Source organism: Acidaminococcus sp. HCP3S3_G9_1 (genome assembly GCF_052122455.1).
Classification (GTDB): Bacteria; Bacillota; Negativicutes; order Acidaminococcales; family Acidaminococcaceae; genus Acidaminococcus.
The window spans coordinates 63,399-69,796 of record NZ_JBQKCH010000014.1 but is presented as its reverse complement, the minus strand read 5'-3'; the positions used below and the strand labels follow the sequence as shown (position 1 = coordinate 69,796).

Here is a 6,398-nt window from a genome sequence, read left to right as displayed (position 1 = left end):
TTCTGATAGACAATTACCAAACGTCCATTTTAAAGGTACCAGGATTGTTGAACTGTCTAAAACAAGGGGTCCTACTTTTAGAAACTGTCCTTGACAAGGGGTACGGTTTACCGCCCAGGGGGATGCTCTGCACTCTGCGCTCTTCACTCTGCACTTATGCCCCATTTCCCACCTGCCCATCCCCCTCTTTTCTGCTATAATTATAAATTATAGGGAAAGTTTCACCCTACAAAAAGTTTGGCAGTAGGAAGAACCCGTTTTACTATTTTCATCCATGAATGAAGGGGAGACTTTTATGATTGAACGGCCTACCACGAAGCAGTTATTGGCTGCTTCCCTCATTGAACTTGCTGGGAAGAAATCCGTTGACAAGATTTCGGTCAAAGAAATTGTCACCAACTGCGGCATGACAACGACAACCTTTTATAATCATTTTGCGGATAAATATGTACTACTGGCTTCTATCTATAACAAAGAAATTGAGCCGACTTTCAGCCAACTCGGCAATAAAATCAGCTGGCGTGATGCGTTGCGTGTATTCTGCACTACCCTTTCGGATAAACAGTCATTTTTCCTAAATGCGTTGAAAAACACAGCAGGGCAGACCTCCTTCCGCTATGCGACTAATGACTACGCCATTGATTTACTGCGTGAGCGCCTGCGTATTTTAGGTAAAGAAGATGCACTTCCTACAGAAATCAATTTTTTGGCTAAGTACTATATGCGTTCTATCTCTGAGATGATTCAGGACTGGTTTATTGGTGGGCAAAAAATTCCTCTCGATAATTTTATCGAACTGCTTGTCCTCGCCATGCCAGAACCATTAAAGAAGCGTCTGCTTTAATGGCAGGTTGGCATTCTGCACAAAATGACAAGTTCGTTTAGAAACACACGATTTTCTAACGAGATTCTGCCTTCCTCCCGTGCTATAATTCAGTTGAAAAAAACAAGGAACCTACTCAGGAGGAGTATCCATATGTCTGTTTTTCCAGAAATCATCCGCCATGTTCCACAACGTGACTATGGTATAGAAGGGCTGACGGTTCGCGTGGACCATACGTCTACAGGCACGGTCTACTTCGTCAGTGCGGAAAAAGAAGTCCATTTCCCAGAGCATGCCCATGCGGAACAGTGGACAATTGTTGTCAGCGGTAAATGCCTGTTGACAATGGATGGCGCAACCAGGACGTATCAGCAGGGCGATACATACGTCATCCCAGGCAATAAGAAACATCAAATCACACTTTGCGCTGGCTATGCGGAAGTTGATTACGTCGACGATCCGTGTGACGGCGAAGCATAATCTATTTTTGCGCGGCCTGCGGTTATGAGTACATTGGCGATATCAACAAAAAATCATAGAGGAGGAGAGATTCCTATGAAAAAGATACTGATACTGGATGGTGGCCCCCGGAAGAACAACAACACTGCAAAACTCCTGGCATCTGCCAGGGAAGGTGCTGTTTCTGCCGGAGCCAGCGTCGAGACTATTGACTTATATAATCTGAACTTTACCGACTGTCGCAGCTGCCTGGCATGTAAGAATAAAAAGATTGCCGTGCCTTGGAAATGCTATTGGAAGGACGGCTTGACGGAAACGCTGGAGAAAGTCTATGAGGCAGATGCAATTATCATCGGCTCGCCAATTTACTTCGGGGAACCAACGGGCGAGGTCCGTTCCTTTATGGTCCGCTCGACCTTTCCGGCACTATCCTATGATGATTATAAGAGCACGTTTACGGGAAAAATCGATGTCGGCATTATCCTTACGATGAATGCAGACCAGAACTACTACGATGAGCACTACAAACCGCGCATGGAAGAATACTTCTGGCCGTTCCATTTCCTGAACGGGAAAACGGAAATACTGGCTTCCTGCGATACGCTGCAGGTACCGGATTACAGCCGATACCGTATGGCATCGTGGGATGAAACGAAAAAGAAAGCGCATCACGCCGAGCAATTCCCGAAAGACCTGCAGGCGGCATTTGATCTTGGAAAGAGACTGGCCAGTCAGCAGTAACTGTTTTGTTGTGAAAGGATAAACTTTTATGAATACAAAAGATTTTCAGCCAGAGATTTTCAAACTCTTTGATGACCAATGGGGCATCCTGACCGCCGGCGATAAAGACGCCTTCAATTTGATGACGATTAGCTGGGGTATGCTGGGAACACTCTGGTGTATGCCTCACAAGGGGAAGAATGTCTGCGCAGTATTTGTCAATCCGGCGCGTTATACGTATGGTTTCATGGAAAAGAGCGACTACTACACTGTCTCGTTCTTTGACAACAAGAAGTATCAGAAAGCTCTCGGCATCATGGGAAGCAAATCCGGCCGGGATATGGATAAAGCAAAGGCCAGCGGTCTCACCCCAAAATATCTGGAGCATGGCGTGACCTACGAAGAAGCAGAGATTACTTTTGTCGTCCGGAAAATCTACCGCCATGAGCTTCAGCTGGGGCAAATGCCAGCGGATGTCATCGAGGGATTCTATACCAAAGGCCGTGTGCCGCACACGATGTATATCGGAGAAATCATCGAGACCATCCGGTAAATCCCGGCTATCAACCCTATAAGCGCCACATAATCATAATCTCCGTCAGGGTCGGGGAACCAGGGAGGGCAGGGAGTTTCGTTTTTTATCGTACCCCCGATGCCCATATTGTCACCGTCCAACAGATCAAACGAGAGTGCCCGACCCCAACGTGGTAGGGGCTACCCGCAGGGGAGCCCATCCCGGCCGCCCAGAGGGCAAAAAAACAGGCCCGCAGTCGTAGTGATTGCGGGCCTGTTTCTGTCGGTATTTTTGGACAGGACATTTGCTATAATGAATATAAAGCAGGAAGATAAATTCGGCTGTGCGTAAAAAGAACCAGAGGGAGAGAAAAATGAAGGTAAGATATGTTGGACCTTCACAGCAGGTTAAGAGTCTGACGGATCATCAAATCTACTCTATTGAACAGGGAAAAGGTGCTCCATTGAATCCATGGGACGAATTGGAAAATACGATTTTTTATGGGTCTGCCCAAGATGTTGAAAATTAAAAATGTCCCGAGTGCGGTAGCTTCTTAACAGTAAGATTTGAAAAATCGGAATCCTGCCTCACCATAGAATGCCAGCAATGTGGGGATCGATCTCATGGGGATAAGTGTCTCCTGATACCGAAGTATTTACAGGAGAGGACGGTGAATTTAATGACGGCTGATGATGAAAAGAAAACGAAAACGCTTCTAACACCTTTTGGCAAAATCAAAATCCTGATCGATGGAAAACCAATCCCCTATGTTGCACAAAGGGGAAGGAATTTGGAAGGAAAGTGTCCTCATGTTCTGGGAAGATATCAGATTGCCATCCATTTTACCCCTGATGGAGAGAATCATACCCTGGCATGTGTTTTTGAAACTGGTTTATCCTATGAAAGAATGCCGGAAAGTGGTGACTGTCTGGAATGTCAAAGCTTTTATAATGATTGCGGGTTTAAAATGTCCATCGGTCTTGAATGTGAGTCAGGATACATAGGAAATGTACGGTTCTCTGATCGATATGATTATGATGTGGAATATCTGAAAAATGGAATGACTTTCCTGATTGACAGGAATACAAAAACTAAACACTATGTGTTTGGGATATCCTGGATTGATAACGTAGTCTGGAACGATCATACTGAAGACAAGCGTAAACGGGATGTTGAAACCTGGTATGGGGCAGACCCAACGATAGGATTGTAAATCTTCGCCACTCAGTTACTAGGACCTCAATCGAATAAAGACTTTCGGCCGCTGGCCGGCCAGGGTAAGGCGTGTCAAGCAGGAGCATAGCAAAATGGTCGATTTATTTTTGCAGGAAATTACGGAGGAAAAAGTTGCCTATAAATATGTCCCAGAAGGTAAAGAGAATGAATACGGGTATGGATTGATTGCTATCGATAAAACAACCGGCGAACTAGAACTGGTTCAACGAGATCCACAGAAGTGGGATGCTTATGCAAGGCATGCAGTTTTAACGATTCATAAATTTTACAAACAGGGATTTTACCCTGAAAAATATACGGTTCTCTGGTATTGAACAAAAAAGATTACGGTGAACATCCATGATTGACCTGGCGAAAGACAGGAAAACTGGCATTCCTAATTCTGAATCTTTGACTTTGAGTTTGTGGTGGCCAGGATTGATTTGCCTTGGTTGAACCCCTACCACGTCTGCGTCGGAGTTGGGTGCAGAAAGACGAGCCGCGAGCCATTGCAATGCCGTAGGACTCGCAGGCCCGGCGTTCCCGTTAGATGCACGAACCTATGACCCCAACGGTGTAGGGGCTCCCCGCAGGGAAGCCCATCCCCGGCCGCCCAGGGGGCAAAAAGCAGGCCTGCAGTCGAGGGATTACGGGCTTTTTTCTGTCGTGATTTTTGGATAGGGCATTTGCTATAATGAACATAAAGCAAGAAAAACCTTCAGGAAGTAGAAAATTAAAAAGACTGCATATAAAAAATCGAGGTGTTGGAGAAAATGAAATCAACACAATTAAAACAAGAAAAAACACAGAATATATTTGCGGGTCTCAAACGTGGAGATTCCAATGTTCTTTTACAATATTTAAAGGGATCACCGGAAACTAAAATCATTGGTATTATAGCTGCCATCATCTATAATAATAGATCTGATGAGTGCGTTAGTCTTTTAAAAGAGATTGCCAAAGGTACGGATTTTGCAAGTTATGGCGGAGTTGTAGCAGAATACGCTATAGCAGCTTTAGATATATTAGAAGTAGAAAAATATCATGGTTCGAATGAAAGAATACTTGGCATTATTAAATATCAGTTTAAAGACTTGAAGGATATCTTTAGATAAAAATCATCGATTTATGCACTCCAACTTCTGCAGAGTGATTATTATGCACGGTTGGACGAGTGTAAGAAAATTCTGCTCTCCGGGCGCCCCCTACGGGCCGGTATTCTTCACATTCGACTCATTCCCGCCTGCCTATACCCCCTCCTTTTCTGCTATAATAACAGAGAAAATTTCACCCCACAAAAAGTGCAGTAGTAAGAACAGTCCAGTCTGCTCGGGAATCAATTGAAAGAACTGGAGAGGACCTCGATCAGGCAGGAAGAATCCTTGCGGATTGCCAACGAATCCTTAGCCGCGTACGAGAAAGAAAACAATAGAACACAGAAACGGCTGAAGGCCCAGCGGAACCTGGCTTATGGGATAGGGACGGTGCTGATGGCGGCTTTGGTGGGGAAATGAATGCTGCCATGGTGGGAAAGTTCCTGCCATGGCTCTTTTTAGTTGACTGTCCTGCTTAATCCAGCCGTACCAGCTGATTGTTTTTGTCATATAAGGAAATGATGCCATCATCATATATACTGGTAAAAGCAAGCTGTCTTCCGCTTTCCAGGAGCAGGCGAAATTCTTTGATATAGGCAGGAAAATCTTCTTCAAGGTAAATTCCGCAGGATCCGGTAAATTCGTCATCCGCTTCATAATAGGTTTGGCTTTTGGTCGTAATATCAACGATTCGATCATTCTTTAAATAGGCAAACAACGGTTTCAAATCCAACTCGCCATCTTCCAATTTATCGAGAAAGTAGAATTTCTTTGGTATACAGTCTTTAGAAATCCGGACAGAACTTGATTCATTGTATTCAATTTCAAAATTCCCGCGGTCCGTAATCAGGACAAGTTCATTATTCCAGTCGAATTGCCAGAGAGAAGCACGACCAGGTATCACCGGTATACCAGGATCATCAATGACATTTACATCAATTATTTTGGCTCCAATGAGACCGATGAGATGCACGTACTCTGTTAAAAGGCTGGGTTGCTGGATGACAGGGGCACTCCATTCAAAACAGGAAAATTCCTCTTGGTACAGGTTTAATCCACCCAGTGTCTGAATATGATGTTCCTGGACGAATTTATCTACCTTCTTCGTAAAAGGATTTTTCTTTCTCTTTGGCGGAACAGTCATAAGATGCTGCAGTTCATTAAAGTATGGTGGGTAAGCATTGCTGCCATAAATCTTTACAGGCTTGTGCCCATCGAAAAAGTGGATTTCCAGTTCCCATTGCTCACCGTCCAGCACTTCCGGGTTTATATACTCTCTGTTCCACCCTCCAATGTGGAGGCCCATGATTCTATACAGGAACATGTGTTTCGGCATTTCTCTGGTGTAAACCAGGCCTGATTCGGATGGGGGATTCATAGTTTCTGCCTTAAGGATTGCCTGATCGCCGGAAAAGTGGACAGTCGTCTTTTTATATCCGTCAAAGTAACCGCCATCCGTAAAAATGACCTTATCAATAAAGCGAATGTGCTTAGGAAAATTTTTTCCTATTTTTTTGACATTCATATGAATTGTCCTTTCTCGACTTTGCAATGATTGCTTCACAGGATTTAT

Annotated in this window: 8 protein-coding genes; 7 read left to right on the top strand and 1 reads right to left on the bottom strand. The window is 44.4% G+C overall.

Annotation, left to right across the window (positions count from 1 at the left end; translation table 11 throughout):
• The first annotated feature begins 295 nt into the window (after positions 1-295).
• From ACTQY1_RS09280 to ACTQY1_RS09250, 7 genes are all read left to right on the top strand, one after another.
• Positions 296-844 (top strand): TetR/AcrR family transcriptional regulator C-terminal domain-containing protein, encoded by a 549-nt coding sequence (locus ACTQY1_RS09280; protein WP_441374107.1) that lies wholly within the window; start codon positions 296-298, stop codon positions 842-844.
• Positions 845-976: 132 nt separating this feature from the next.
• Positions 977-1,303, top strand: coding sequence for a cupin domain-containing protein (locus ACTQY1_RS09275; RefSeq protein ID WP_022487520.1), 327 nt, complete (start codon positions 977-979; stop codon positions 1,301-1,303).
• Between the two features lie 75 nt (positions 1,304-1,378).
• A complete protein-coding gene (locus tag ACTQY1_RS09270; RefSeq protein ID WP_022487521.1) occupies positions 1,379-2,023 on the top strand; it encodes a flavodoxin family protein in 645 nt (214 codons plus the stop codon).
• Positions 2,024-2,051: 28 nt separating this feature from the next.
• Entirely contained in the window at positions 2,052-2,555 is a 504-nt protein-coding gene (locus ACTQY1_RS09265; protein WP_302707427.1) for a flavin reductase, read from the top strand.
• Positions 2,556-3,186: 631 nt separating this feature from the next.
• Positions 3,187-3,729: a hypothetical protein gene (locus tag ACTQY1_RS09260; RefSeq protein WP_441374106.1), complete on the top strand. Its 543-nt coding sequence runs from the start codon at positions 3,187-3,189 to the stop codon at positions 3,727-3,729.
• A gap of 94 nt (positions 3,730-3,823) precedes the next feature.
• Positions 3,824-4,066 (top strand): hypothetical protein, encoded by a 243-nt coding sequence (locus ACTQY1_RS09255; RefSeq protein WP_154488269.1) that lies wholly within the window; start codon positions 3,824-3,826, stop codon positions 4,064-4,066.
• Between the two features lie 438 nt (positions 4,067-4,504).
• Positions 4,505-4,846: a hypothetical protein gene (locus ACTQY1_RS09250; RefSeq protein WP_154488270.1), complete on the top strand. Its 342-nt coding sequence runs from the start codon at positions 4,505-4,507 to the stop codon at positions 4,844-4,846.
• Positions 4,847-5,300: 454 nt separating this feature from the next.
• On the opposite strand, the gene ACTQY1_RS09245 is transcribed toward ACTQY1_RS09250, so the two are convergent.
• On the bottom strand, positions 5,301-6,350 hold the full coding sequence (locus tag ACTQY1_RS09245) for a hypothetical protein (protein WP_302122880.1): 1,050 nt from the start codon (positions 6,348-6,350) through the stop codon (positions 5,301-5,303).
• Positions 6,351-6,398: the final 48 nt, after the last annotated feature.